Raw genomic sequence first — 24,904 nt, 5'->3', positions numbered from 1 at the left:
TAAAAGGTTTCATCTCAATATTTGGAAAGTTCCACCATCATCTTGCGGTAACCGTGCACGAAGCAACCTGAGACGCGCTCGGGTTCGGCGACCACATTGGGGCGCAGTCGACGGGTGGCCATTTCTTCGAGCAGGATGCGAATTTGCAATTCAGCGAGACGCGCACCCACACAACGATGGATGCCATAGCCGAAGGCGAGATGTCGGCGCGCATTTTCACGGTCGACGATCAGCTTGTCAGGATTGTCAAAAACACTTTCATCTCGGTTGGCCGACAAATACCACATACCGATCTTGTCCCCTGCCTTGATGGGCGCACCAAAAAGGTCATGGTCGCGAAGCGCTGTGCGCCGCATATGCGCCAGCGGTGTCTGCCAGCGGATGATTTCACTAACCGCATTGGGAATGAACTCCGGATTTTTCTCCAGCTTTTCCCGCTCGTCCTGGAAGGAGTGCAGGCCATAGGCATAACCCGACATGGAATTGCGGGTCGTGTCATTTCCGCCCACGATCAGCAGGATCAGATTCCCCATATATTCGAAGGTCGTCATGTCCTTCATCGGTGAATGGATCATCCGGCTGATGAGATCAGGTGCTTCACCGCGATCTTTGCGCTCATCCCACAGACGCTGGAAGTAGGCGCCCATTTCGAACATCTTTTCCAATCGCGCTTTGCGCGTTTCTTCCGTGCGGAACAGTTCCACGTCACCGGCCCAATCGGACCATTCGGTTAGCTTGCGGCGATCCTCCCATGGGAAATCAAAGAGCAAAGCCAGCATCTGCGTCGTCAGTTCAATCGACACCAGATCGACCCAGTCGAAAGCCTTGCCGATCGGTAGCGAGTCGAGAAGTTCACCCGTGCGGCGGCGAATATCGACGGACATTTGCTCCATCGCACCCGGCGTAAAGGCTGGAGCGATCACGCGCCGTTCCTCGGTATGTTTCGGCCGGTCCATGGCAATGAACATCGGCATGACAATCTTCTGGTCGTCCGGAATAGGTTCGGCCAACGCATCATCGTCGATCAGCGTGATTCCGCCATGTTCAAACGAGGACGAATATATGTCGGGCAAGGCTTCCACATGCTGGATAGCCTTGAGGGTGGTCACGTTCCAATAGCTTCCGAAATCGGACCCTTCGATCTTGTTGATCGGCGCTTTGTCGCGCATTTCCTTGAATATCGGGTGCCAGCGGTCTTCGGTGTAAATCTCCGGGCGGGTGACATCCCACTCATGCGGTGCCTTGTTGACTTCCCAGGGAAGCGAATCGTTTTCGAAGACGGGGGCAGTGGCCATTTTATAAACTCCTCTCGAAGCTGAAACTGCCACTACTGACAAATATGTCAATCCCGTTTCGATAAGCAACTGATCTCGTATTTTAAACCATTCACCCCCGGACGGTGATGAGCCCGAACAATTTGCGCTTGCCTGCATCTTTGATCCGGCCCGCATTTCCGGACTTCATGACGTTGCGCTTGAACAGAACGACCCCAAGACGGAGCAGAAGGATGGCAAATAGGATTTGGCCGACAATGGCTACGCCGTGATGCCACAAATTGGGCTCCAAAGCCGCACGGCCGATCATCGCGAACGGTGAGCTGAACGGAAAGATTGCTGCGAATTGTTCGACCGGCTGGCCGGTTTTCGTCAAGGCATAGGATGCGAAAAAGAAATTGATGAGCTGCGCCATGGTCACGGGCATCGAAATAGTCTGCACTTCGCGCACCGTTGCCGCCATTGCGCCGATTCCGAGGAACAACGCCCCGAGCATCAAATAGGCCATGATGAAATAGGTGAAGCACAGCGTTATGAAAATCGGCCAACCCACCGCTGGCGTGGGAAAATTGGGGATGCCTTGCGCGACCTGAAGGCCGATCCCGCCCACAGCCGTCCAGACAAATATGCCGAGCAGCGCCATGCCAAGCATCGCAAACAGCTTACCCAAGAATACCGATTCCATGGGAATGGAGGCAGCCAATATCTCGATAATCTTGTTCGATTTCTCTTCCACAAGATTGGATAGAACCATGCCCGCCAGCAACATCGTCAGGAAAAAGACCAGAATTTGCCCGCCTTGGGCGGTGACGGTCCGCAACTGCTTGTCGTTATTGGCGGTCTCCGCCACGAAGTCGGCTTTCGCTTCGGGTAATTTCATCGCCGAAGGGTTCTTGGCATAGGCCGCAAGCAATTCGATGCCGGCGCTTTCCCTCTCGACCGCCCTCCTTGTCCCCGTGACCGTGGGGTCTTGCAAACTTCCAGTCACTACCACGCTTAGATTATCTTCCTTCTTTTTGAGATAATCTTGGGGGTTCGTGGCCCCGTCGCGCGCAGGATCGCCTACAATTTTCATCTGGGTGAAGTAGCTCTCGCCCATATTAACCGCGAGCGTTTCACGCGCTTTCAACAATTTTTCGGAATCCGATTGGACCATGGCAAGCCCGACCACAGGTTGTGCGGCTTCGCGTGCAATCTGTCCGCCGAGATTTCCCGCGGCGATGCCTACCAGAACCGGGAAGAAGGGGCCCAGCAGGAAAAAGATAAAGGCTTTGGAATAGATGATTGCCGTGAAGTCGCGGCGGGCGATAACCATCGCAGCGCGGAAAATCTCTTTCACAATGTCTCTCCAGCTACGGGTTCATCCATTTCGGCTGCCACCGATTCCCCGGCAATGGCAACAAAGGCATCGTGGAGGCCAGGGCGCTCAATCGAGAGGGATTTAATTCCTGCCTTACCTTCCACCAGTGCCGTCAAAAGTGGTTCCACCCCGCTTTCGGGCAAGGTGAAATGCCACCAATGTCCCTCGGCCCGTGTGTCGGCAGGCAAGGCCTTGCGCCATACACCATCCAGCGTTTCGGTTTCCAGATGCACCTGCGGGCGCAACCGGTCGCGGGCTTCGGATACGAGCCCGTCGAAACTGATTTTGCCTTTGGCAATGATGGCGATGCGTTCGCATAGCCGTTCGGCGTGCGCGATGACATGGGTCGAAAAAATGACGGTCACACCCTTTGCTGCCTGGGCACGGATCATCTTTTCCAGCTTAGCCTGATTCAGTGCGTCGAGGCCTGAAAAGGGTTCGTCCAGCACGATCAACTTGGGATCATGCACGATGGTACCCATCAACTGTACGGTTTGCGCCATGCCTTTGGAAAGCTGACGGATCTGGCGGTCGGCGGCATAGCCGAGGCCTGCCTCTTCCAGCAACGCGCGGCCTTTCTCTTTGCCTTCCTTGAGCGACAGGCCACGCAGCGCGCCCATGAATGCGATGGTATCGACCGCGCGCATGGATTGATACAGACCGCGCTCCTCCGGCAGATAGCCCACATTGCGCGACTGAGTAATAGGCCGGTCCGAACCGAGCAGGGTGCGCACACCTTCGTCAGGATCAATAATGCCGAGCAATGTGCGCAACATCGTCGTCTTGCCGGCACCATTTGGTCCCAAAACACCAAAAATGCTGCCCAACGGAACTTTCAGATTTACGCCGTCTACCGCCCGAAATCCGTCGAACTGCTTGACAAGTCCCTGTGCCTCGATTGCATACATTCTGAAACGCGCCCCGGATGAGATTGAGGTGCTGAATAGGGTTGGCGTGTGAAAAGACACAAGACAAATTTGGTTAACGCGTTGAAAGCCAAAGCCGCGAGCGAGGGCTTCGTCGCGGTCGGCATCGCGCCGGGCCATTTGGCCCCCGCGGCTGGAGCGCGGCTGCGCCAATGGCTGGACGAGGGTTGCCATGGCGAAATGCTGTGGATGGAAAGCCGCGCCGACCAGAGGGCCAATCCCGAAATACTTTGGCCGGATGTGCAGTCGGTTATCATGTTGGGCATGAGCTATGCCCCTGCCACCGATCCGATGGCGCTGGCGGATCATCCCGAACGTGGCCGCATTTCGATCTATGCGCAGGGACGCGATTATCATGATGTCGTCAAAGGCGCGCTGAAACGTGTTGCCGGCTGGTTGGCCCATGCTGCGGACGTCGGGGTTAAGGTTTTCGTCGATACAGCGCCGGTGATGGAAAAGGCACTGGCCGAAGCCGCCGGTCTTGGCTGGCAAGGGAAGCACAGCAATATCGTCAGCCGTGAGCATGGAAGCTGGTTGTTCTTGGGCGCAATTTATACAACGGCGCAACTTGAGCCCGATGCGGCGGGGTCGGACCGATGTGGATCATGCCGCGCCTGTCAGGATATCTGCCCCACCGATGCCTTTCCGGCTCCCTATAAAGTCGACGCGCGTCGGTGCATTTCCTATCTCACCATCGAACATAAAGGACCGATCAATCGCGCGCTGCGTCCCCTGATTGGAAATCACATTTATGGATGCGACGACTGTCTGGCGGTTTGTCCCTGGAATAAATTTGCCAGTGCCGCCGCCGCACACAAAGCCTTTCTGCCACGGGCGGAATTGGTTGCACCGCGTTTGTCCGATTTGCTGACATTGGATGATGCCGCGTTCAGGGCGATGTTTTCGGGATCGCCGATCAAACGGATTGGCCGCAACCGCTTTGTACGCAACGTCTTGATCGCAGCGGGGAATAGCGGGGATGTGTCGTTGCTGCCGCACGTGATCCATTTGTTGCGTGACCCCGACGACGGAGTTCGGGGAAGCGCCATTTGGGCCTTGGGGCGGCTTTCGCCTGCCCAATTCGGGGAAATGAAAGCCCGGTTCGCCCTTGCGGAGGATAGTCCCGATGTCCGCGCGGAATGGGATTTTGGGGCGGAGGGAAACACCGCCTCAGCGCCATTCGCTTAACGTCGGCTTAGCGCTTCAACACAGGATGCGCGGTCGACTTCTGCGCCGTCACTGCGGCGCGCATCGATATGTGTTACGATTTCGGTTCCGCCTTTTCCGTCGGGATAAAGAAAGGCGTCCAGAACGCAGGCTTTGCCTGTAAACTGCAGCTTGCGGCCATAGACCTCGACTATGTCGAGGCGGGGTTCGCCAAAAAGGCGTTTCAACGTTGCGATATCCTTCCCCATCACAGCCTCCAGTCCTCTTTTTTCAAGGACGGGGCGAACGGGAAAGGCGGATGCAGGGCGCTCGGCCGGTGTTTGCGGACGCGGCGCGGGTGTCGGTGCCGATGCACATCCGGCAACCGCAATGCTCAACAGAAGAGGCAATATATATTTCACAGTCTGGCAATTCCCGAATGGACCATATGGACCGCCATGGCGGTCGCCAGAACGGGTACAAAAAGGTTGAGGATCGGGACCATCATTCCTGCGGTCCCCAAAAGCCCAAGGAGCAAGCGGGGCAGCTTGCGGATGGCACCATGATCCTTGCCGTGACGGGCGATCAGCATGTCTTCCAGATCACGACCCAGCAACAGCGCGTTGACCAACAGGAAGGCAATGGCAGTGCCAATTCCGGTGAAGAGCAGCGCCACATAAATCGGCAGCGCCAGCAGGTTATACAGGATAACCCGTACAACAGAGCGGACCGCCATCTGCATCCCGGTTGCAAGACCGGGTCGTTTGCCCATGTCGGCATGCTGTGGGTAATGGCGATCTTCGACCGCGTCGATAATATCGTCCGCAAAAATCCAGGTCATGGCAACCGCAACGACCCGGAACAGCAAGATTGCGCTTAACAGGGATAATGCCACGGACAGCAACACGGACCAGGTTCCGTCGTCGGTCAGATTAAACCAGACGAACAAGGCACTCATGCCATACCAAAGGCCGATGCCTAACAGGACAAATGCGGCAAGCGTAAGGGCGATAACCTTGGCCAACAGGAGTGCAACACGTCGGTCCGTCAGGCTTTGGAACGACAACATAAGTGCTTGGATCATCGCTCCACTCTAAAGCGCTTGCTCGAAATGTCCAATCCCACTAGGGCGCGCCGGACCGCAAACAGGATATTATATGACTGAAATTCGCTTTGACGTGCTCGCAATTGGTAACGCGATTGTGGATATTATCGCCGACACCGATGATAGCTTCATCACCGAACAGGGCCTCACCAAAGGCAGTATGCAGCTGATCGACGAAGATCGCGCCAAGGCGCTTTACGACCATATGGGACCTGCACGTGAAATCAGTGGTGGCTCGGCGGCCAACACTTTGGCGGGCCTGGCGCGCTTGGGGCATAAAACCGCATTTATCGGTCAGGTCGCAAATGACCAGTTGGGCAATGTGTTCGCGCACGATATCCGCGCAGGTGGGATCCATTTTGACATTCCGGCGCGTGATGGTGCTCCGGCTACGGCCTGCTGCTATATTCTGGTGACTCCCGATGCCCAGCGTACCATGAACACCTTCCTGGGCGCCTCGCAATATCTGCCTGCACGTTTGATCGACAAAGACCTGATCGAGAGCGCTGCGATCCTGTATCTCGAAGGCTATTTGTGGGATCCCGAGGAGCCGCGTGCGGCCATGCGGACCGCCATCGACGTGGCGCGCGCTGCGGGACGCAAGGTGGCACTGACGCTCTCGGATGCGTTTGTTATCTCGCGGCACGGACCCGATTTTCTTGCCGAAATGGAAGCGGGTCGCATCGATATCCTGTTCGCAAATGAAGTCGAAATCTGCGCGTTGCATGGCAGCGATGATTTTGAAGCATCGGTCGCGGCAATCGCGGCCAAGGTTCCTCTTCTCGTATGCACACGTGGCGAACATGGGGCGATTGCCGTCGAGAATGGCGTGCGAACAACAGTGGCGGCTGAGCCCGTTTCACGCTTGGTCGATACAACTGGCGCAGGTGATCTATTCGCGGCTGGCGTCTTTGCAGGTATCGCGCAAAACCGGCCGATGGCCGAATGCCTGACGATGGGGGCTGTATGTGCCGCCGAAATCATCTCGCATTATGGCGCGCGTCCTGAGGCGGATATCGCCGAGCTGGTGCGCAACAGGCTCGGTTAATCGGACTTCTTGCGGAAGAGCACCCGGTCTTCCGGGCCAAAGCCCCACCGCCAGATTATCCAGCTATATAGGCCCAGAATGACCGGGATGCCGACGGTCAGTTCCACCCATTCAAAGCGGGCAGGGACGCTGACGATCAGCATGCCCACGCCGGCTGCGCTAATGACGGCAAAGACGAGGGCGCTGCGCCAGATACTTATGCCATGGCCGAGCAGGCGGCTCAGGAACCGAGATTTGATGATCGAGCCGATGCCGAGCGAAATCATCAACCCGCACGCGACCGCCGCTGCCTGATAGAGACCGACATAAGACGGCTTTATTGGCCAATAGGGGATGAGCATGATCAGCCCGATGCTCACCAAAGCCTGAACGGCGAGCATCATGATCGAGATCAGCAAGTTCCGGTGCCGTGCCATATAGACGAGGGCGGATTCACTGACGACCGCCGTCGCCGCCGCTACTTCCGCCGCCAGAAGAAAGGCAAGGGCTCCTGTGCCGCCAACAAATTCCGGCCCAACAAGTCCCATGACGGCCTCACCCGGTATACCGAGCGCGAGTGCAATACCGGCCTGCGCGGCGATGATCCAGAAACCGACCTGCCCAACCTGCCGGGCAATTTCGGCATAGTTTTTGGACTGCAGGTTGCGGGTAATGACAGGGCCTAAAATGGGGTCAAAACTGGTTTTCAGCTTTTGCGGCAGGCTCGCGACCTGCTGAGCGACATAGTAGATTCCGACAACTGCAGGCGATGCGAACAGCCCCAATATAGCGAGATCCAGCCTCCGACTGCCCCATTCCGCCGCGTCCGCAGCCGCGAGCGGCAAATTGCGGCGGGCGATGACATAGGATCGCGACAGGCTGGGTGCCCAGCCCCAGGCGATCCCGTAACTGCGCCACAAGGGCCAGAGCGCGAAAAGCAGAGCGGCAATCAAAGAAGCTACATAAGCAAGTATCAAGCCGTCCCGTGCCGAATAAAAATAGAAAGCTCCTGCCGCGATGCTGATCGTCCATGGCTCGACAATAGCGCGCGCCCGCACCGTCGATACGATGTCAAAGCGGTAAGCCAAAGCAGCTAGTGCGATGTCGGTGGCGACGATCGCAAAAATGACGAGGGGCAAGAAACGGTCGAGCCCATTTATCGCGCTGTTCGGAAACATGATCTGCGGAACGGCGATCAAAAATGCGGCGCCAAGGGCAGACGCGAGCATGGCCGAAAACATGGCATCGGCCACCAGATTGGAATGAGGACGTTCGCCCTGCGACAAAAGCTCTGCCAAGCCACGGCGCAGGCCGAGCGTTGCCAATTGAGCCACAAATTCGACGATCAATATCGCATAGGCAAACCGCCCCAGGGCTTCGGGGCCGTAAAGACGACCGGCGATGAAAAGAAACGGGATGCGCGCGGCAAGCCGCAGGAGAAAGCCGAAAACATTCGTCCGCCCGCCCTTGGCCAGCGCCTGAATGTCATCCTCATCGGTCCGGACTGCGGTCAATATCTCATCCCTGTTGGCCGGAAGCTAGCGCAATCGCAGGCAACTTACCAGCTTTCGGCCTTTAGGGGACGCGATAGCAGCGCGGCGGTTACGTCACCGACAATTGCTTTGCCCTCCAGCAAGGCGCACACCGCCGCAACAATTGGCATTTCAATGCCGAGCCGCTGGGCTGATTTCAGCAACACCGGTGCAGTAAACGCGCCTTCGGCCACGGTGTTTCGGTCCGCGAGCAGGGCGTCTGCCGAGAGTCCTTGGCCTAATCCGCGACCGAGTGAGAAATTGCGTGAATTGTCCGAACTGCACGTCAGCACCAAATCGCCCAATCCGGAGAGCCCGGCAAGCGTTTCGGGCCGCGCGCCGCGGGCGAGGCCATAACGCTGGATTTCCGCAAATCCGCGCGCGATCAGAGAGGCGCGCGCGTTAAGGCCCAGGCCTGCTCCATCGACAACGCCGCAGCCGATCGCGAGAACATTTTTTACCGCTCCGCCAATCTCGGCACCCGTAACATCTTCGGACCAATAGGGCCGGAAATGGGGTGCAGCAATCAAGCGCATCAACATGGCGCCCATGTCCTGGTTGGCTGTGGCAAGCGTGATGGCGGTCGGCTTTCCGGCGGCCACTTCATGCGCAAAGGTGGGGCCGGATAGCACGGCAAGGGGGTTTTCAGGCCTCACCTCAGCAGCGATATCGGACATCAGCATTTCTGTGCCCGCCTCTATACCCTTTGCGCAGAGCAACAGGGGCGCATCCGTCCGCGGAAGTGCGGCAAGGGTCGCGCGGACATGTTGGGCAGGTGTGACGATCAGAAGCGCACCACATGCTTCCATGGCGGCCAAATCACCCGTAGCCCGGATATTGGATGCAAGCTTCAATCCGCGCAGGAACAGACTATTTTCATGCGTTTCGTTTATCGCGGTGACGACATCGATTTCCCGCGCCCAAATGAGGACTTCCGGATGGATCTGCGCCATGACCGATGCCAAAGCCGTGCCCCACGCGCCTCCGCCCACTATTCCGACAGGATATCGCGATTCACTCATGCTTTTACTCCAGCGCCCCTCGCCGGGGCAGCGTTCGGGTCTAAGGGCCAGCGCGGGCGCGCAACAAAGTCCAGCCCGTCGATCAGTCCGGCTGCAAAACGTTCCGCTCCGGCCCATGCGATCATCGCGCCGTTGTCGGTGCACAGCCATAAAGGAGGCGCAACGAAGCGCATGCCTCTTGCTGTGGCAAAATCGGCCAACATCGTCCGTATCGCCCCATTGGCCGCCACTCCTCCAGCGACCACCAATGCGGGTAGGGATTCCATACGATCGACCGAATAGCGTAGCCTGTCCAAGAGACAGTCGACGACTGCTTGCTGGAAGGAGGCCGCAATATCCTCCACCCTATATTGTCCCGTTTCATGCGCACGCAGCACCGCACTTTTCAGCCCCGCAAATGAGAAATGCGGCTCGTCGGCACCTTTCAATGGCCTTGGTAAGGGGACTGCACCGGCTTCTCCGTTTGCCGCGGCCCGCTCGACGGCAGGGCCGCCGGGGAAACCCAGCCCCAGAATCTTTGCGGTTTTGTCGAACGCTTCGCCCACAGCGTCATCGATGGTCGTCGCCAGCCGGTTATAATCGCCAACCCCGTTGACGCGCAACAATTGGCAATGGCCTCCCGACACCAGCAAAAGCAAATAGGGAAATGCAAGATCGGCATCGACCAGACGAGGCGAAAGCGCATGTCCCTCCAGATGGTTGACCGCGATCAGAGGCTTGTCCGTTGCCATGGCCAACGCCTTCGCGGTTACCAGTCCAACCATCACGCCGCCGATCAAACCGGGGCCTGCGGTTGCTGCAATCGCATCGATATCGTCCAGGGTCATGCCCGCGTCAGCAAGTGCAGCCTGCACAAGTGGCGTCATTAATTCGGCATGCGCGCGGGCTGCAATCTCCGGGACGACACCGCCAAAAGCGCGATGATGGTCCTCTTGTCCGGCGAGCGCATGCGCCAAAATCGTGCGGTCCGAACGCACGATTGCCGCGGCCGTCTCGTCGCAGCTTGATTCAAGACCTAAAATAATTGCCATTGCCCTTTCCCATAGGTGCCTGCCTCGTTATGAACAAGCGGCATGACGGTCCCTGAATTTACTTCACAAAGCCCCTTGCGCATCGGAACGCGGCGCTCCCCCCTCGCTTTGGCGCAGGCCGAGATGGCAGCAGCCGCAATCAGGCAGGCCCATGGCTTGGACGAAGATGCGGTCATTCTGGTGCCCATGCTGTCGAGTGGAGACAAGATACAGGACCGCCCCTTGGCTGAAATCGGCGGCAAAGCGCTATGGACCAAAGAGCTGGAGCGCGCTTTGGTCGAAGACGATATCGATATCGCGGTCCACTCCATGAAAGATGTTGAAACTGTTCGATCGCCGATGTTTGTCCTGTCCGCCATGTTGCCACGGGCGGATGTACGTGACCGGCTGATTGGTGTGGCGAGCCTCGATGAGCTTCGGCATCAGGCTATAGTCGGCACGTCCAGCCCCCGCCGTGCGGCGCAGCTAAAGGCCATGCGGCCCGACCTTGTCACTGTTCCAATTCGCGGGAATGTCGCGACACGCATGGCACAGGTGGCCGCAGGTGACTTTGACGCAACGCTTTTGGCAGCGGCTGGGCTTGATCGCCTGGGCCAACCGGATGTCGGCACCAGTCTGTCGCTCGAAACGATGCTCCCGGCTGCGGCACAGGGTGCCATTGGCATCGATCATTTGGCTGAGCGGGGGGAGCTTGCCGTGTTTTTGCAGGCAGTAAACCATCTGGCGACCTTTGCCGCCGTAACAGCGGAACGGGCGTTCCTTGAAGCATTGGGTGGCAACTGCCACTCCCCGGTTGCAGCGCATGCTACCTGCAATGCGGACAAAATCATGTTGCGTGGTGAGATTTTGGCTGAAGACGGCAGCGAACGCCAAAGCGATGTCTTGGAATTTGCGGCAGATGACGCGGACGGCCCGGCGCGGCTTGCACATGCGCTTCTGGAAAAATCCAGCGAACGTCTGCGGCATTTGTTCACGCCGTGAAACTTCTGATTGTCCGCCCCCAACCGGGAGCCGATGCTACAGCCGCCCGCGTAACTGCCGCCGGACATCTGGCGGTCTGTATGCCTCTCTTCGCAACGCACGCTGTCGCGTGGGATCTGCCCAAAATCGATGATTTTGACGGGCTGTTGCTGACCAGCGCAAATGCACTGCGTTATGCAGGGGACAAGTTGCCGCTATTGACCGGCTTGCCGCTTTTTGCCGTCGGGCAGAATAGCGCGGAATATGCGCAGAGTGTTGGTTTCGACGTGCGGCAAGTAGGCTCCGCCGGGATCGAGAGCCTTCTGGAGCAGGTTGACGCCCGCCGGCTGCTTTGGCTTGCAGGAGAAGACCGGACATCTTTTGCGCCGCCGCCAGATCTGCATATTGACTGCCGAATTGTTTACCGCAGCGCCGCCTTGCCCATTCCCGATGATTTCCACGAAACACTTATGGAAGCAGACTATGTTCTGTTACATTCCGCCCGCGCTGCATCCCGTTTCACTTCTTTGGTTGAAGATGTTCAGCTTCAAAAGAACGCGATTTCAATCGGCGCATTGTCCGAAAAAATCGCGCAGGCTGCGGGTTCTGGCTGGGCGAATATCCGGATCGCGAAGGAGCCAACCGATAACGACCTCTTGTCTCAATTATAAACGCGCTTTACAAAAAGCCATGCTAATCCCTAACTGGTGGTTGGGACGAAGGGGATTTAATGACTGATTTTGCGACGAATGCCGCAACTCCGCGCAGTGGAGTCCGATTCAAATATATAGCGCTGTTGCTATTTGTCGCCTTTGCAGGCGGCGCCGGAGCCAGCTGGTGGCTGGCGGATGAATATGGGCTCCTCGGTGGAGGCACACCACCAACTACAACATCGCCCGCGCCTAATAAGGCTCCCGCGCAAAATGTCGCCGCTGTACCTCTGGTGACCCAACCCACGGTAACTTCTGTCGATTCCGTTATTGCTGCTGGAAACACAGCCCGTGCAGAAGGTTTGCTGGTCGCCTTTGCTGCCCGGCGCACTTTGGACAGCGGAGCGCCGTTGGGCTATCTGACCGACCAGCTGCGGTTACGTTTTGGCGCGAGCCAGCCCAAGGCGGTCATGACCGTTTTGCAAGCCTCGCAAACGCCGATCACGCTCCAATCGCTGCAGGCAGACCTATCGGCCATCGACAATCTGTTGGTTACAGGAACACGCGAAGAGACCGTTTGGGCGACGATCCAACGGGAGTTTTCCGAGCTGTTTGTATTGCGCAAATCCGAATCCCTGTCGCCCGCCCCTACGCAACGGCTGCTGCGTGCGCATGCGTTGGTGGAATCGGGTAATCTGGGCGGGGCCATTCAGGAAATATCCGAAATGCCCGGTGCTGCTTCGGCAGAAGCGCAAGCATGGCTGGTACGCGCCCGCACCTATAATGAGACGCGCAAGGCACTCGACCAGCTGGAACGAAGCGCCCTTGCCGCGCCACCTTTGCCCGTGGCACCCGTCATGCCACCGATAGCCCCGGAGCCGCAGACGGTCCTGCCCACAACAATGCCCCAATAAAAAGCGTCATAAATCTTTCATAAATGTGCAAGTGCCATATACAGGCGCTATGGCGACGCGATTCTCGAATCTTTCTTTATTAAATGAGCCTATGGGCCGTGCCGATTGTGCACCGGCCCTGCCGCTGCTGGCGCGCGAAGCGCTTTCATTTGCCTATATGCGGACCAGTGCCGCGTTCGCGTCGACCGTGCCCCTCGATGTCGCCGGAAATGGCCGCCATGTGATGGTAATCCCCGGATTTATGGCGTCGGACCAGACAACGTCGCGTTTGCGCCGGTCGCTGCAAGATGCTGGCTTTGCCGCCCATGGTTGGGGCTTGGGCCGGAACAAGGGTATAAAATCCGACATATTCGAAAGATTAGGACGCCGTGTCGAAGAACTCGATATTGACGGACCGCTGACGCTGGTCGGATGGAGCCTTGGTGGACTGATCGCGCGCGAATATGCCAAAGTGGCCCGCCATGATGTTGCCAAGGTCGTTACCTTGGGAAGTCCTTTTTCAGGTGATCCTCGCGCGAACAACGCCTGGCGTCTTTATGAATTTGTTGCAGGTTATAAAGTCGACAATCCACCGATTGATGTAATCCTTTCCGAAAAGCCGCCGGTTCCCACATGCGCCATTTGGTCGCGTAACGATGGGGTTGTTGCCCCGGGTTCTGCTTGCGGCCAACATCATGAATCGGACCATCAAGTTGAACTCGACTGCACACATATGGCGTTCGTCGCACAGCCTGATGCGATCCGCGCAATTGCCAAGGTTCTTGCCTAAGCCTTTTGCACTTCCCCGCATTACTGCGGGCTAATTTCAGAAATACCCGACTGGCACGATGATTGCTTGGTGATGGAAGATTATATTTTCCAGGAGCCAATATGCACCATCTACTCTTTATCGTTGCCGCCATATCTGGAGGTTTTGAGGACCTGCAGGCTTTGGATAGCCGCATTTCGGCGGTCGCGCCGCAAGCCGAGCAGGTCGATAAACGCCTGAAACTGGCGCAATGCCCCGATGCACCTATTGTTGCGCCGCCCGCAGGAGGTGCCGTGATCGTGCGCTGTCCGGCGGTAGGCTGGCGTTTGCGTGTGCCCGTAAAGGCATCATTGGATCAAGCAGCCACCTCGGAAATCGTCATCCGTAAGGGTGAAATGGTCGAATGCGTTTCGGATGGGCAAGGCTTTGCCGTCTCTACAACGATGATGGCGCTGGAAGACGCAGCGGTGGGTCAACCGGTCCGTGTCAAATCGCTGACATCATCAACGACCATGACTGCCTATGTCAAAACCCGCGGTGTTGTTACATTCTGACATCCTTTCACGGCTCTCCAATTTGAAGGGTTTTGTAAAGACTTAGCCCCTAAACTACGCATATTGGCGCTATATGGCGCTCCGGTCCGGCGGAAGGCGGGTGGAAAATATTTTTCACCGCCGAAATATTTATAAAAGTTTAAAGCTAAACTTTGTGCAGCAATCGCCGTTTCTGCTTTCATACCGGCTGTCGGTTTCCTGACGGCCCATATGGAAAGGAACAGAAAAATGGTGGATTCCGTTACGTTCGGACCGGCCAGACTGGCTCCGGGTCTCCGTGCATCTGGTGCCGCGGAGGCGGCGCCGAAGCGGGAAAATACGCTCAAGCCTGCTGCTCCGCACAGCTTGAGCCTTGCGACCGCGTTGGCGCAAAAGGGCCCCCCATATGACGCCGAAAAGGTCGCCTCTTTGCGGGCGGCACTTGCGAGCGGCGCATATAAGGTCGATTTGGGCGCTGTTGCAGACGGCATCATCCGCTTTGGCGGACAGGATCTCGGCTAATCCCATGATGGATGCCGTTCTTCAATGCCAATCGGACCTGATTGCCGCGCTGGATACGCAGGATGCGGATGCCATCCTGTCGGCGAGCGCCGCGCTTTCGGTCGCGATTGATAAGCTGCGGCAAATGCGTGGCGCTCCGCCAAAGGAGCAGCTGTCCTACGGCATGAAACAGGCCGAGGCAGCACGCACCCGGGTCAAATATCTGACGGCCTGGAACAGACAGAAAATTGACCGATTGGCGGAATATCGCGGCCAAGCGTCGTCCGCTATTTATGTGATGCCGCAGAAACACACGTAAAAGCTAGGTTTTTACAAAACTGGCACGGGCATTGCAGTTCATCCCGCATGAACAACCGGACCAGAATATGACACGCCCGATTAACGACACGGGATCACCGCATAAGGTGACGGCGGCAATTGCCCGCGCATCGGCACGAACCGGTGTCGATTTCGACTATTTGATGGATCAGGCCCGCATCGAAAGCGGAATGCGCCCCGATGCGCGCGCCACGACGTCGAGCGCGACTGGCCTCTATCAATTCACCAAGCAGACCTGGCTGGGCACCGTGAAAGAACATGGTGCGTCGCATGGAATGGAATGGGCCGCCAATGCCATTTCGCGCAATTCGGACGGAACCTTTTCGGTCTCCGATTCCGCCAAAAGGGCCGCGATACTTGACCTGCGCAGCGATCCCGATGCGGCAGCAGCGATGGCTGCCGAATTTGCGGCGGACAATGGCGCCTATCTGCAAGAACGGATCGGTGCCAATCCTGAGCCTGTCGATCTCTATCTCGCGCATTTTCTCGGCGCCGAAGGGGCCGCCAAGTTTCTCGATGCTTATCGCGAAGATCCCAACCAAAGCGCTGCACCGCTCTTTTCCGAAGCCGCGCGGGCCAATCGCCCCATATTTTACCGGAATGACGGCGGCGCACGAAGCCTCGCAGAAATCCGTGAGAATTTCGCCGCCAAGCTGGGCGACGCACAAAGCCAGTTTCCTGCGCTGAACCGGCAAAGCAGCCAGATAGCGTCCTCATCCAATGCGGCACGCACGCCACTCGAAATGGCCACAATGCTGCCCATGCCCAAAAAGCTTGATCTTAATTTTGCGCGCGATGCCTATCGCCGCCTCTCGGGTATTTCGTCATGATCGGCCGCCTCAACCTCACCATCTGGCTGGAAACCATAAAAAGCGGGGCGTTGCCCGTTGCGGTTTTGCTGCTGGTCATGCTGATGATCGTGCCGATCCCGGCGATGCTGCTGGATGTCGGCTTCATTCTGAACATCATGATCAGTCTGGCTGTCCTGATGGTCGCCATGAACGTGGCCAAACCCCTCGACTTCTCCGCGTTTCCGACAGTTCTGCTGCTCGCGACATTGTTCCGGCTTGCCCTGAACGTGGCCTCAACCCGTGTCGTTCTCGTCGACGGCCATACCGGCGTTGCGGCTGCAGGCCATGTCATCGAAGCGTTCGGGGCAATATTGATTGGCGGCGACTATATCGTCGGCCTGTTCGTCTTTGCCGTGTTGATGATCATCAACATGGTCGTGATTACCAAGGGTGCCGGGCGCGTATCCGAAGTGTCCGCACGCTTCACACTTGATGCACTTCCCGGAAAGCAGATGGCGATTGATGCCGATCTGAACGCCGGCCTCGTCACACCCGACGAAGCCAAAGCGCGGCGTCAGGAAGTCGCGACCGAAGCCGACTTTTACGGCTCCATGGATGGTGCCTCCAAATTTGTGAAGGGCGACGCGGTCGCGGGCCTTCTCATCCTTTTCGTCAATATTTTTGGCGGCCTGATATTGGGTGTGGTCAGCCACGACCTCAGCTTTGGCGATGCGGCCGAGATATACATCAAGCTTGCCATTGGCGACGCACTGGTTGCGCAAGTCCCGGCTCTGCTGCTTTCCATTGCCGCAGCGGCCATCGTCACCCGCGTGTCATCGCCGCTCGACCTTTCGGGCCAGATTTCGACACAGTTCGGGCATGCCCGCGCCTGGGGCCCTGTTGCCGCAATTCTGACTTTGCTCGGAATGGTTCCGGCAATGCCCCAACTCGTCGTGCTGCCAGCAGCCGCGGTAGCGGGATCCATCTGGTGGTTGCTGCGCCGTTCGGAGAAGGCTCCTCCCAAGCCGGTCGACACCATCGTCGACGCGACACCCGGCCATGTGATCGAGTGGCACGAAATTGCCGAAACAGCCCCCATCACGCTGGAGCTTGGCTATTCATTGGTTAGCCTTGTCGATGAACGCAAGGGCGCGCCGTTAATGGGCCGTGTCACGGCCATCCGCCGCCAGCTTTCGCGCGAATTCGGCTTCGTCGTGCCCATGGTTAAGGTCACAGATGACCTTTCCCTGCCCGGGAATAGCTACCAGATCCGCATTTCGGGTGTTCTGGTCGGCGAAGATAGCGCCTGGGCCAACGAATTGCTCGCCCTTGATTCCGGCGATTGCCTTGAAGGTGTCACTGGCCGTGCGGTCAAGGACCCCAGCTTTGGCCTGGATGCCCTCTGGATCGCCGAGCGTGACCGTATCGATGCCGTCGCCGCCGGCTACACCGTTGTCGACCCCGCGACCGTTATCGCCACTCATTTGAACCAGCTCGCCACCGCATCTGCAGCCGAGCTGTTCGGTATGGACGATGCGCAAGCGCTGATCGACAATCTCAAGGAAAGCTACCCGCAACTGGCCGCTGGCCTGACACCGGCACCTTATTCGCTCGCCGCGATTACCGCCTTGTGCCGCGCGCTGCTGGCCGAGCGGGTTCCGCTTCGGGATTTCCGCCGTGTGGCCGAGGCTATGGTTGATCTTGCCCCGCGCAATCTGGATGCATCCGATCTGGTAGAGGCTGTCCGCCAGCGCCTCGGACCGCTCATTGTCCAGACTATCGTTCCTGTGAAAATGCCGCTGCCGGCTATCACCTTTGATGGCGATCTCGAAAGCCTGCTGGTCCAGTCGGTGCAAACCGCACCGTCAGCCAACTGGCCGTTCGAACCTGCGCTTGCCCGCCGCATCATCAGCGCCGTTGATGAAGCAGTCCAGCCGATGCTGGTCGCCGCACGCAGCTTTGCCGTCATCACCTCGCCGCTATGCCGCGCGGCGGTCGCCCGCCTTTTACGGGCGCAGTTCAGCGATGTCGCTGTGCTGTCCTTCCTCGAAATTCCCGAAACCAAAAAAGTCGATGTGATCGCCGTAGTCGGCGGCACACCGCGCCTGGCCGATGCCAACCCTTACAAAGGAGACCATGATGCTGAATGAAGCCCGCGCCGCTTATGCCCGTCCCGATGCGTCGAGCCCTGCGCGCCTGATAGAAGCACATAGTGCCCTTGTCCGCCGCGTCGCCTGGCATGTGCACAGCCGCATGTCGACCGCCATCGAGGTTGAAGACCTGATCCAGATCGGCTTCATCGCACTGGTGGAGGCCGCCCAGCATTTCGAAGATCGCGGCATTGCCTTCGCCCCCTATGCGTCGACCCGTATTCGCGGAGCCATGGTGGATGCACTTCGTCGTGACGCCCGCATGGGCCGCGCAGGCATGGCCAACCGCCGCTATCTGGCGAGCATTCGCGCGCGCCTGGAACAGGAATATATGCGTCCGCCGACCGATGCGGAAATGGCGGATGCCGCCGGGCTGGAGCCACAAGCCTATTATGCCATGGCCGCGTCCACGCAGGCCGTGGGCCAGGAATCGATCGATGAAAGCTATTCGGATCATGATATGTGGTTCGCGGATCTCGCGGATAGTGCCGATACAGCGTTGGAAAAGGCCCAGTTGCGTGAGGCATTGGTGGCAAATCTCGCCAAGTTATCCGAGCGGGAAGCCATGATCTTGCAGCTTTATTTTGTCGAAGAGTTAAATCTGGACGAAATCGGCGAGACACTGGGCGTTGGTGCTGCGCGGGTCTGCCAGATCAAGAAAGCCGCACTCGACAAGATGCGGATGTTAATGGCGGATTAAAGCGTCACGCTAACCTGAATCTGGTCGCCGACGACCAATTCCTCCGCTTTGCGCACTGCCGCCTTGACCGGAAGCAGCCAGCCTCCGCTGCCCTTGTCGGGGAATATGGATGTATCCCAGGCCGTCTCCCCGATGGTGACGTGCACCTTCATCGCCCCCCAGCCGCGCCGCCGTCCGTTTTCGAGCCGCCGCATCAAGGCAAGGGCATGAATTGCCTCAGCCGCTTCGCCTTCAATCGTGAGGAAATGCCAGCTCGCCGGGGCCTTGTCGCTTTGCCAGAGCCAGAGTTTGGCGGTAACCAGATGCGTTTCGGTCATCGCCGACCTCTTTTACTTGGCCGGTCGCCGCCGCACCGGGACCGGAATGTTGCAAATATCTGCGCCGCCCGCTGGTGTTATGAAAAACGGATCGCGCCGGTTGGCCCGCGCATCGGCATAAGCTTTGAAGCTGGGGGTTTGGGTGTAGAGATACTCGAAAGAAGGGGCATTCTGAACTTCGGTCCCCAACCGCACGGATAAGATCGGCACCCGTTCTTCTTCCTTCTCGTAAAAGCCCAGCGCGCCTGTTCCGCGCGGCAGGCTGGACAGATGCTCGATCCCTTCGATCACGCGGCCAACCAAGGCGATATTACGATCCAGATGCCGCGGCGCGTGGCCGATTACGGTGTAGAGCTCGGCGCCTGTGCCGGTGTCGGGCGACAGGTTCCGGCCAACGCCGACCATGCCATAGCAATGGAGAGGCCATGCTGTCTTCGGATCAGCACCTGCGGGCCAGCCTTTGTAGAAGCCATATATGTCGCCGTAAGGATCGCGGCGCGTTATCTGACGGTCGATTTCTTTAAAACAATCTGAAATTTTGTCTTCACTTTCGCGCTTGCACGCGTCTTCGGCTTCCTTTTGCCCGACAATTGCCGAGAATAACAGCATGGAGGCAAAAGGGTCGACCAACGGGGCTGTGTAGCCGCTTTCGGGCACGACCTCCAACCCATCCGGCAACGCTTTCTTCTCCGTCGCATCGCCCCATTGCACAACATAATTGTCCTGCACGCGGTTGATGCTGGTGCCGTCCCACCATTTGGCGGTTGCAAGCTTGCGGATATTGCCGATCCAGCCCTGACTGAACGGGGCAGGCATCAACTGGATGACCACACGGCGCGGTTTGCCGGCCGCATCGGGTGCGAGATCCATGACCAGCAGGTCGGATGGCGCAATAGCGGCCCATTCCTGCGCCTTGGCCGCCGCGACGATCTCGCTTGGTGCGGGATATGTTTTTGCCTCTTGGGCGAACGCGGGCACGGATGCGCAAAAGGCGGCAGCGGCGGTCAAATTCAAAAATCTTTTCATGGAACGGCTTATGGCAAATCACAGTGCCTTGCGAAAGCGCAAAGGAGCCGCTAGGGGCGTCGCTTCCCCGAAAGGGATGCGGAGACGTGGCCGAGTGGTCGAAGGCGCTCGCCTGGAAAGTGAGTATACGTCAAAAGCGTATCGAGGGTTCGAATCCCTCCGTCTCCGCCACCACTCTTTTGAACATCAAGCATACGGATGCCGTGCGCGAAATTGCCCGCGTACGCGCGGTTTTGGCGCTGGAGTTATAGGCACCGAATGTGGTGACTGCGGAACTTATAAGAGCGTCTGCTCCACCATATCCCTCAAAGGCATTTTCGACTTCATCCGGATCGCGAGCAAGGCCGTGCCGCTTACCTTGCGTTGGACGAACAAGGTGTCGGCCGGCGGTATGTGCCAGGACGAGCGGTCGGCGGCGATGGTTTCGACTTGCTGCCGCACCTCATCGGTAAAACTGCGGTCTGCGAAATCGAAGAGGCCAGGCTTGCCCAAATGGGTCATCAGTGTCGCGATCATGGCGTCTAGAGCTGGTTTGTGGCGTTGCAGAGCAACCGGCGATACAAAAGCGGCATCGATCAATGTGTCGCGCAGGGCATCGCTGTCGCCTTCAAGACCAGCACGCATCAGGCGGCGATAGGCGTCCGCCGTTTCGTCCGGCACGGGGCGGGCGGCGCCAAAATCCAGCAGGACGATTTTGCCGCTATCCTCCTGCCAGCGATAGTTGGCGAAATTGGGGTCGGTTTGCATATATCCGAACTCGAACAGTTCGCGCAGCACCAGTCCCAGCAGGGTCGTCATAACGGCATCCCGCGTTTCCTGCGGTTTGGTTTCCAATATTTCGATGGATTGTCCCGGAATGAAATCCATGGCCAGGACGCGTTGCGTCGACAAAGGTGCATATGCCGTCGGCACCAGAAAATTCGGATCGTCGGCAAGCAACTCTTTATAAAGCTGCATCTGCGTTGCCTCGCGGACATAATCGGCTTCTTCGCGCAGCTGCTTTTTCGCCTCCGCCAGCAAGAACGAAATATCCAGCGTCGATGGCAGCAGGTTCGATATGCGGAGCAAGCTTGCGACATTGTCGACATCGGCCTCGATGCTGTCGGCGACGCCCGGATATTGGACCTTGATGGCAAGGACCGTTCCATCACGCAGCGTTGCGCGGTGCACCTGGCCGATGGAGGCGGCGGCGATCGGCGTCGTTTCGAAATGGCGGAACGTGCGCCGCCAGTCCGCGCCCCATTCGGCAATCAGGACCTTGTTGAGCTGAGCGGTTGGCATAAAATGCGCCGAATTACGAAGGCGCGCCAAAATGGCGGTCAGCTCCGCAGGCAGGACATCGCCCGCATCCATGGAGATCATCTGCCCCAGCTTCATCGCGGCGCCCCGCAATTTGGACAGCTGATTTGTGACACGTGTTGCATTGGCAGGCGTCAGGAGAAGGTCCGAAAAACGGGGACGTTCGCCGTTCGCGAGTTTTCGGGCACCCTCAACAAGCATGCCGCCTGCAATTCCTCCAGCCATCTGGCCGAAGGAAGAGAGGCGGGAAATCCGGCCCGACGGAACTTTGCGGTATCGATCGTCGCTCATTTGAAGAAGCTTTGCAGGCGCGGCCGTGCTTTCAGGAAATGCGCATAAGCCCAGTTCAGCAGTCGCTCCGCACCAGGTATTTTTGCCATCATGCCAAGTGGCCACAGAAGCGGAACGGCGCGCCACATTGCGGCAAAAGCACTTCCGCCAGACAGCATCCTACCATTTTCCAAGGCATGGAACCGGGCCAACAACTGCGCGCGATCCAAGGGGCACACCGCGTCCGGGTCTGCCGCATCCACGAAATCGATACGCTTGCGCCAATCTAGACGGCGCATCAATGCGATTTCCCTGCGGCATAAGGGGCAGCTTTGGTCATACCAGACGGTGAGACGGCGCACGATTGGGATCTCTTTTCAAGTAACTGCAGAGGGGAGACATTTGCTTATACGAATTGAATTTTATCCGCGGCTGCACCCGACATGATGAAGCCGATGGGTCTTTCGGTCTCTTCCTGCAGATGGGCAATGATACTCGCGGTGCGTGCTAAAAGTGAGATGCCCTTCAATGCGCTGAGTGGAAAACCGACATCCAGCATGACTGCCGGAATAGCGCCATTCACATTGATCGGAAGCGCGCGACCCAAGGTTTCGGGAAGGATGTCGCGGATCGTATACAGCATTTCGATATTCTTGCCGACAATATTATGTTCCTCTGCAAGACGCAAAAGCAGGTTGGCGCGCGGGTCACCACCGGAGTGCTGGGGATGTCCGAAGCCGGGGATCGCTTTTTTGTCGGCTCTCAGTGCAAGAATATTTTCCTTGGCAATTTCTGCGGCATTCGCGCCGGGTTCATTGGCCTGTGCAACGCAGCTTGCATAAAATCGGCCAGCCACTTCCGCGCTTCCCAGAACCACACTGCCGCAACCTAATAGACCCGCGGCGACAGCGCCGTGGAAAGCTTCCGGTGCGGCGGCATAGGTCATGCGCGATGCCGCGACACTGGGGACCAAACCATGCTCTGCAATGGCGGCCAGCACCGCGTTGCAGAAAAATAACTGCTTTGGTGTGGGCAAGGTGCCCGTGACGAGCATCCAGAAATAACTTGTGAAATCGATCTTGCCGATAATGTCCTCGCACAGATCAAGACCGCGCACGGTGATGCTGTCGGCATCGGAAGTGCAAATCGATGTAAAAGGCTCGTCTTGTTTGCCAATTCGCATAATGGCCTCCATATTTCGTATTTCGAAGTTGATTTCGTTATTCGAATTTTATAGGGTAGAGTCAAGTCTGGAGAGAAAACATGGCCAAGCCGCTCAGCAACGTGACCGTATTGGAGATGGGTACATTCATAACCGGTCCGGCGGCAGGCATGCTGCTAGCAGATTTGGGTGCAAACGTCATAAAGATCGAGCAGCCCAAGGTTGGCGACCCGTTCCGTGCATTTCGCGGTGGTCTTTATAGTCCGCACTTTCAAACCTACAACCGCAACAAAAAGAGCATTACTCTAGATACGCGCAAGCCGGAAGACCTTGCCGTGTTTGATCAAATGCTCCTGGAAGCCGATGTCTTCATCCAGAATTTTCGGCCTGGCGTTGCCGACAAGATCGGGGTGTCGGCGTCCCGCCTTCGGGCGCTCAATCCGAAATTGATTTACGCTTCAATCTCGGGCTTCGGGAATGACGGCCCTGATCGCGATCGTCCCGCATTCGATACCGTCGCGCAGGCAGTCAGCGGGTTTTTACGTCTTCTGGTCAATCCCATTCATCGCCGTGTTGTCGGTCCCGCACTGGCGGATGCCACAACCGGATTCTATGCCGCCTATGGAGTGCTTGCGGCGCTTTACGAACGGGAGCGGACCGGACAAGGCCGGCTGGTCGAAACGTCAATGTTCGAAGCCATGGCGCATTTCAATCTCGACGATTTCACCCATTATTTCGCAGATGACCAGATAATGGGGCCGTATAGCCGCCCGCACGTCTCGCAATCCTATGTGTTCGAATGCGCCGACACATTGTGGATTGCCCTGCACATGTCATCGCCCCCCAAATTTTGGGAAAATCTGGCTACTGCGGTCGATCAGCCCGACATGTTGCAACTGGACATGTTTGAAAGTCGCGAGGCACGGATTGCGAATTACGAAAAGGTCATCGATTTCCTGGCGCCCATTTTCAAGACACGCACGCGTCAGCAATGGTGTGACTTATTGCGGAATCTTGAAGTTCCGCACGCCCCCGTCAACACGTCCGAGGAAGCGATTGAATCCGAGCAGGCGAAAGCGCTGCAGCTGTGCATAGAGGACGCAAATGGACCGCATGGCGTCTTCAAAACCATTAGATCCCCCGTGACTTTCGATGGGCAACGTGCTCTGGATGTTACCGCACCTCCGGTGCTTGGGGCGAACGACGAAGAGCTGGTTGCCCCGCTGAGAAGGAAGTTAGAAAGGCTAGAATAGTGGCAAAACCCGAGAAAGACCCGGAGTATCTTTCGACACTTGAGCGCGGTCTTTCGGTCTTGCGGGCCTTTGATGACCAGCATCCCGAGATGCGACTGAGCGAAGTTGCGGCCGTGACCGGATTGAGCCCGGCGGTAGCGCGGCGATGCCTCAATACCTTGGTTGCCCTGGGCTATGTGGCCCAGCATGATCGCAATTTTTTGCTGAAACCCGAAGTTCTGGCATTTGGATCGGCTTTCCATTCATCCATGCATCTCGAACATGTCTGCGTACCGCCGCTCCAGTCGCTGCGCGATGAAACGGGCGACAGCGCGTCGATGGCCTCGATCGCCGGCAAGGACGTCCTTTATCTCGCGCATGTGTCCACAAACCGGCGGATCCGGTTGGGCGTCAATGTGGGGACGCGTTTTCCGGCTCATGCAACGTCGATGGGGAAAACCATTTTGGCATTTCTGCCTGAGGCGGAGATCGAAGAATATCTTGCCGCTGCACCTTTTGAAAAATTCACCGAGCATACTGTGACGTCCGAAAAGGCAATGCGCGAACGGCTCCAATTGGTGCGGAGCAGGGGCTATGACTCGGCCTTTGATGAACTGGATTTCGGCATTGTATCGGTAGCCGTGCCCGTGTTCGACGCGTCGCGCCGACCGATCGCTGCTGTGAACTGCTCGACCTCGACAACGCGAATCTCCCAAGATGATCTGATCACATCGCGGCTTCCTCTCTTGCGGGAGGCGGCTGCGGAAATCGAGGCTGCGCTTCGCCGATGGCCGTCGCTGGCCCATGCATTGCAACGGGAAACCTCCTCTTAAAAACTTCGCATATCGAACTTGACTTCGACATTCGAACGAATTAGAACACCGTGATA

The 24,904-nt window shown here is 57.7% G+C and carries 27 protein-coding genes and 1 tRNA gene; 15 read left to right on the top strand and 13 right to left on the bottom strand.

What is annotated here, in order from left to right; all coding sequences use genetic code 11:
• Positions 1-14: 14 nt before the first annotated feature.
• The 3 genes from EUU25_RS10690 to EUU25_RS10680 form a co-directional block, all read right to left on the bottom strand.
• Positions 15-1,295, bottom strand: coding sequence for a cytochrome P450 (locus tag EUU25_RS10690; protein ID WP_158900848.1), 1,281 nt, complete (start codon positions 1,293-1,295; stop codon positions 15-17).
• A 91-nt stretch (positions 1,296-1,386) separates the two neighbouring features.
• Entirely contained in the window at positions 1,387-2,613 is a 1,227-nt protein-coding gene (locus tag EUU25_RS10685; protein WP_246162673.1) for an ABC transporter permease, read from the bottom strand.
• Positions 2,610-3,542, bottom strand: a complete 933-nt coding sequence (locus EUU25_RS10680; RefSeq protein ID WP_158900845.1) for an ABC transporter ATP-binding protein — start codon at positions 3,540-3,542, stop codon at positions 2,610-2,612. Before EUU25_RS10680 ends, EUU25_RS10685 begins: the two co-directional genes overlap by 4 nt.
• A gap of 48 nt (positions 3,543-3,590) precedes the next feature.
• Between EUU25_RS10680 and queG the strand changes: the two genes are divergently transcribed.
• Positions 3,591-4,748, top strand: a complete 1,158-nt coding sequence (gene queG / locus EUU25_RS10675) for a tRNA epoxyqueuosine(34) reductase QueG (RefSeq protein ID WP_246162671.1) — start codon at positions 3,591-3,593, stop codon at positions 4,746-4,748.
• Here queG and EUU25_RS10670 read toward each other — a convergent pair.
• Both EUU25_RS10670 and EUU25_RS10665 read right to left on the bottom strand, forming a co-directional pair.
• Positions 4,745-5,128, bottom strand: a complete 384-nt coding sequence (locus EUU25_RS10670; protein WP_158900843.1) for a hypothetical protein — start codon at positions 5,126-5,128, stop codon at positions 4,745-4,747. The genes queG and EUU25_RS10670 overlap by 4 nt on opposite strands.
• Positions 5,125-5,790, bottom strand: coding sequence for an EI24 domain-containing protein (locus EUU25_RS10665; protein WP_158900841.1), 666 nt, complete (start codon positions 5,788-5,790; stop codon positions 5,125-5,127). Before EUU25_RS10665 ends, EUU25_RS10670 begins: the two co-directional genes overlap by 4 nt.
• Positions 5,791-5,863: 73 nt before the next feature.
• Here EUU25_RS10665 and EUU25_RS10660 point away from each other — a divergent pair, with 73 nt between their 5' ends.
• The gene (locus tag EUU25_RS10660) at positions 5,864-6,859 is read left to right on the top strand and encodes an adenosine kinase (protein ID WP_158900840.1); all 996 of its coding nucleotides are present in this window, start codon (positions 5,864-5,866) and stop codon (positions 6,857-6,859) included.
• On the opposite strand, the gene EUU25_RS10655 is transcribed toward EUU25_RS10660, so the two are convergent.
• From EUU25_RS10655 to tsaD, 3 genes are read right to left on the bottom strand one after another with little or no spacing between them, the layout of a single operon-like run.
• On the bottom strand, positions 6,856-8,352 hold the full coding sequence (locus tag EUU25_RS10655; protein WP_246162669.1) for a lipopolysaccharide biosynthesis protein: 1,497 nt from the start codon (positions 8,350-8,352) through the stop codon (positions 6,856-6,858). The genes EUU25_RS10660 and EUU25_RS10655 overlap by 4 nt on opposite strands.
• A 44-nt stretch (positions 8,353-8,396) precedes the next feature.
• Positions 8,397-9,392 (bottom strand): NAD(P)H-dependent glycerol-3-phosphate dehydrogenase, encoded by a 996-nt coding sequence (locus EUU25_RS10650; protein WP_158900838.1) that lies wholly within the window; start codon positions 9,390-9,392, stop codon positions 8,397-8,399.
• Positions 9,389-10,423, bottom strand: coding sequence for a tRNA (adenosine(37)-N6)-threonylcarbamoyltransferase complex transferase subunit TsaD (gene tsaD, locus EUU25_RS10645; protein ID WP_158900836.1), 1,035 nt, complete (start codon positions 10,421-10,423; stop codon positions 9,389-9,391). The genes EUU25_RS10650 and tsaD overlap by 4 nt, the downstream gene beginning before the upstream one ends.
• A 42-nt stretch (positions 10,424-10,465) precedes the next feature.
• Here tsaD and hemC point away from each other — a divergent pair, with 42 nt between their 5' ends.
• From hemC to EUU25_RS10595, 10 genes are all read left to right on the top strand, one after another.
• Positions 10,466-11,404 (top strand): hydroxymethylbilane synthase, encoded by a 939-nt coding sequence (gene hemC, locus EUU25_RS10640; protein WP_158900834.1) that lies wholly within the window; start codon positions 10,466-10,468, stop codon positions 11,402-11,404.
• Entirely contained in the window at positions 11,401-12,054 is a 654-nt protein-coding gene (locus tag EUU25_RS10635) for a uroporphyrinogen-III synthase (RefSeq protein WP_158900832.1), read from the top strand. Before hemC ends, EUU25_RS10635 begins: the two co-directional genes overlap by 4 nt.
• A 59-nt stretch (positions 12,055-12,113) precedes the next feature.
• Positions 12,114-12,947: an MICOS complex subunit MIC60 gene (locus tag EUU25_RS10630; protein WP_158900830.1), complete on the top strand. Its 834-nt coding sequence runs from the start codon at positions 12,114-12,116 to the stop codon at positions 12,945-12,947.
• A gap of 91 nt (positions 12,948-13,038) precedes the next feature.
• Positions 13,039-13,716 carry an alpha/beta fold hydrolase gene (locus EUU25_RS10625; protein WP_158900828.1) on the top strand — a complete coding sequence of 226 codons (678 nt, stop codon included), beginning with the start codon at positions 13,039-13,041 and terminating at the stop codon, positions 13,714-13,716.
• 101 nt (positions 13,717-13,817) lie between these two features.
• Positions 13,818-14,249: a flagella basal body P-ring formation protein FlgA gene (locus tag EUU25_RS10620; protein ID WP_158900826.1), complete on the top strand. Its 432-nt coding sequence runs from the start codon at positions 13,818-13,820 to the stop codon at positions 14,247-14,249.
• 228 nt (positions 14,250-14,477) lie between these two features.
• On the top strand, positions 14,478-14,750 hold the full coding sequence (flgM, locus tag EUU25_RS10615) for a flagellar biosynthesis anti-sigma factor FlgM (protein WP_158900824.1): 273 nt from the start codon (positions 14,478-14,480) through the stop codon (positions 14,748-14,750).
• A gap of 4 nt (positions 14,751-14,754) precedes the next feature.
• Positions 14,755-15,048 (top strand): hypothetical protein, encoded by a 294-nt coding sequence (locus EUU25_RS10610; RefSeq protein WP_158900822.1) that lies wholly within the window; start codon positions 14,755-14,757, stop codon positions 15,046-15,048.
• A gap of 67 nt (positions 15,049-15,115) precedes the next feature.
• Positions 15,116-15,898, top strand: a complete 783-nt coding sequence (locus EUU25_RS10605) for a lysozyme family protein (RefSeq protein WP_158900820.1) — start codon at positions 15,116-15,118, stop codon at positions 15,896-15,898.
• Complete coding sequence (gene flhA / locus EUU25_RS10600; RefSeq protein ID WP_158900818.1) at positions 15,895-18,009, top strand: flagellar biosynthesis protein FlhA; 2,115 nt, start codon at positions 15,895-15,897, stop codon at positions 18,007-18,009. Before EUU25_RS10605 ends, flhA begins: the two co-directional genes overlap by 4 nt.
• Entirely contained in the window at positions 17,996-18,709 is a 714-nt protein-coding gene (locus tag EUU25_RS10595) for a sigma-70 family RNA polymerase sigma factor (protein WP_158900816.1), read from the top strand. The genes flhA and EUU25_RS10595 overlap by 14 nt, the downstream gene beginning before the upstream one ends.
• On the opposite strand, the gene EUU25_RS10590 is transcribed toward EUU25_RS10595, so the two are convergent.
• Positions 18,706-19,026, bottom strand: coding sequence for a DUF1905 domain-containing protein (locus EUU25_RS10590; protein WP_158900814.1), 321 nt, complete (start codon positions 19,024-19,026; stop codon positions 18,706-18,708). The genes EUU25_RS10595 and EUU25_RS10590 overlap by 4 nt on opposite strands.
• Before the next feature lie 12 nt (positions 19,027-19,038).
• On the bottom strand, positions 19,039-20,052 hold the full coding sequence (locus EUU25_RS10585; RefSeq protein WP_158900813.1) for a peptidylprolyl isomerase: 1,014 nt from the start codon (positions 20,050-20,052) through the stop codon (positions 19,039-19,041).
• Positions 20,053-20,132: 80 nt separating this feature from the next.
• On the opposite strand from EUU25_RS10585, the gene EUU25_RS10580 reads away from it, so the two are divergent.
• A tRNA-Ser gene (locus tag EUU25_RS10580) sits at positions 20,133-20,223 on the top strand.
• A 105-nt stretch (positions 20,224-20,328) separates the two neighbouring features.
• Here EUU25_RS10580 and EUU25_RS10575 read toward each other — a convergent pair.
• From EUU25_RS10575 to EUU25_RS10565, 3 genes are read right to left on the bottom strand one after another with little or no spacing between them, the layout of a single operon-like run.
• The gene (locus EUU25_RS10575; protein WP_158900811.1) at positions 20,329-21,642 is read right to left on the bottom strand and encodes an ABC1 kinase family protein; all 1,314 of its coding nucleotides are present in this window, start codon (positions 21,640-21,642) and stop codon (positions 20,329-20,331) included.
• Complete coding sequence (locus EUU25_RS10570) at positions 21,639-21,983, bottom strand: thiol-disulfide oxidoreductase DCC family protein (protein ID WP_158900809.1); 345 nt, start codon at positions 21,981-21,983, stop codon at positions 21,639-21,641. The genes EUU25_RS10575 and EUU25_RS10570 overlap by 4 nt, the downstream gene beginning before the upstream one ends.
• A 44-nt stretch (positions 21,984-22,027) precedes the next feature.
• The gene (locus tag EUU25_RS10565; RefSeq protein WP_158900807.1) at positions 22,028-22,804 is read right to left on the bottom strand and encodes a citryl-CoA lyase; all 777 of its coding nucleotides are present in this window, start codon (positions 22,802-22,804) and stop codon (positions 22,028-22,030) included.
• An 80-nt stretch (positions 22,805-22,884) separates the two neighbouring features.
• On the opposite strand from EUU25_RS10565, the gene EUU25_RS10560 reads away from it, so the two are divergent.
• Together EUU25_RS10560 and EUU25_RS10555 are read left to right on the top strand one after the other, a co-directional pair.
• Positions 22,885-24,036, top strand: coding sequence for a CaiB/BaiF CoA transferase family protein (locus EUU25_RS10560; protein ID WP_158900805.1), 1,152 nt, complete (start codon positions 22,885-22,887; stop codon positions 24,034-24,036).
• Entirely contained in the window at positions 24,036-24,848 is an 813-nt protein-coding gene (locus EUU25_RS10555; protein ID WP_158900803.1) for an IclR family transcriptional regulator domain-containing protein, read from the top strand. Before EUU25_RS10560 ends, EUU25_RS10555 begins: the two co-directional genes overlap by 1 nt.
• The last annotated feature ends 56 nt before the right edge of the window (positions 24,849-24,904 follow it).

The sequence above is a fragment of the Sphingorhabdus lacus genome (assembly GCF_009768975.1).
GTDB lineage: Bacteria > Pseudomonadota > Alphaproteobacteria > Sphingomonadales > Sphingomonadaceae > Sphingorhabdus_B > Sphingorhabdus_B lacus.
Note: the sequence above shows the minus strand (reverse complement) of the source record. Positions and strands in the feature narration are given on the sequence as shown.